1 protein-coding gene is annotated in these 653 nt (G+C 73.5%); it reads right to left on the bottom strand.

Annotation, left to right across the window (positions count from 1 at the left end):
- On the bottom strand, positions 1–653 hold a 653-nt coding region (locus tag FK530_RS24660; protein ID WP_269434191.1), incomplete at both ends, for an FGGY-family carbohydrate kinase.

The raw sequence follows: 653 nt of genomic DNA, 5'->3' as shown, positions 1-653 counted from the left end.
ACCATGCACACATCCCCCAGGGGGACCCCCAGCACCCGCACGGCGTCCAGGGCTCCGCCCATGAGCCGCAAGAGGCCCTCGACGGTGGCCCGTGCGACGTGGGCGCGGTCCGAGTTCGCCAGGGTCATACCCTCCAGGGAGGCCGTGGCATCGGGCAGGTTCGGGGTTCGCTCGCCCTCGAAGTAGGGGGTGAGGACCAGCCCACCCGCATCCGGCACCGAGAGGGCCTCCCGGTCGAAGTCCTCGTAGCCCAGTCCGGTCACGGCCGCCATGGCGTCGATGATGCGCGAGGCATTGAGCGTGCAGGCCAGCGGAAGCCAGTTCCCCGTCGCATCCGCGAACCCGGTGACCAACCCCGAGGGGTCGACCACGGAATGATCCGACACCGCTGCCACGACCCCGGAGGTCCCCAGGGACAGCAGGGCCCGACCCGGGCCCAGACCGACCCCCAGCGCGGCCCCGGCATTGTCCCCGCATCCCGGGCCGACGAGGATGTCACCCCACCCGCGGGCGGGATCCCCGTGACCGGCCACGTCCCAGGGGCCGAGGATGCGTGGGAGCACCACCGTCTCGGCGCCCGCCTGCTCCCGGCGCAGGGCATGGGCGAGGATGTCGCGCCGGTAGCCGCCCTCCTCGCCCCCCTCCGGCGTGCC

The organism is Tsukamurella conjunctivitidis (assembly GCF_007858475.1).
GTDB lineage: Bacteria > Actinomycetota > Actinomycetes > Mycobacteriales > Mycobacteriaceae > Tsukamurella > Tsukamurella conjunctivitidis.
This window is presented reverse-complemented; position numbering and strand designations above follow the sequence as displayed.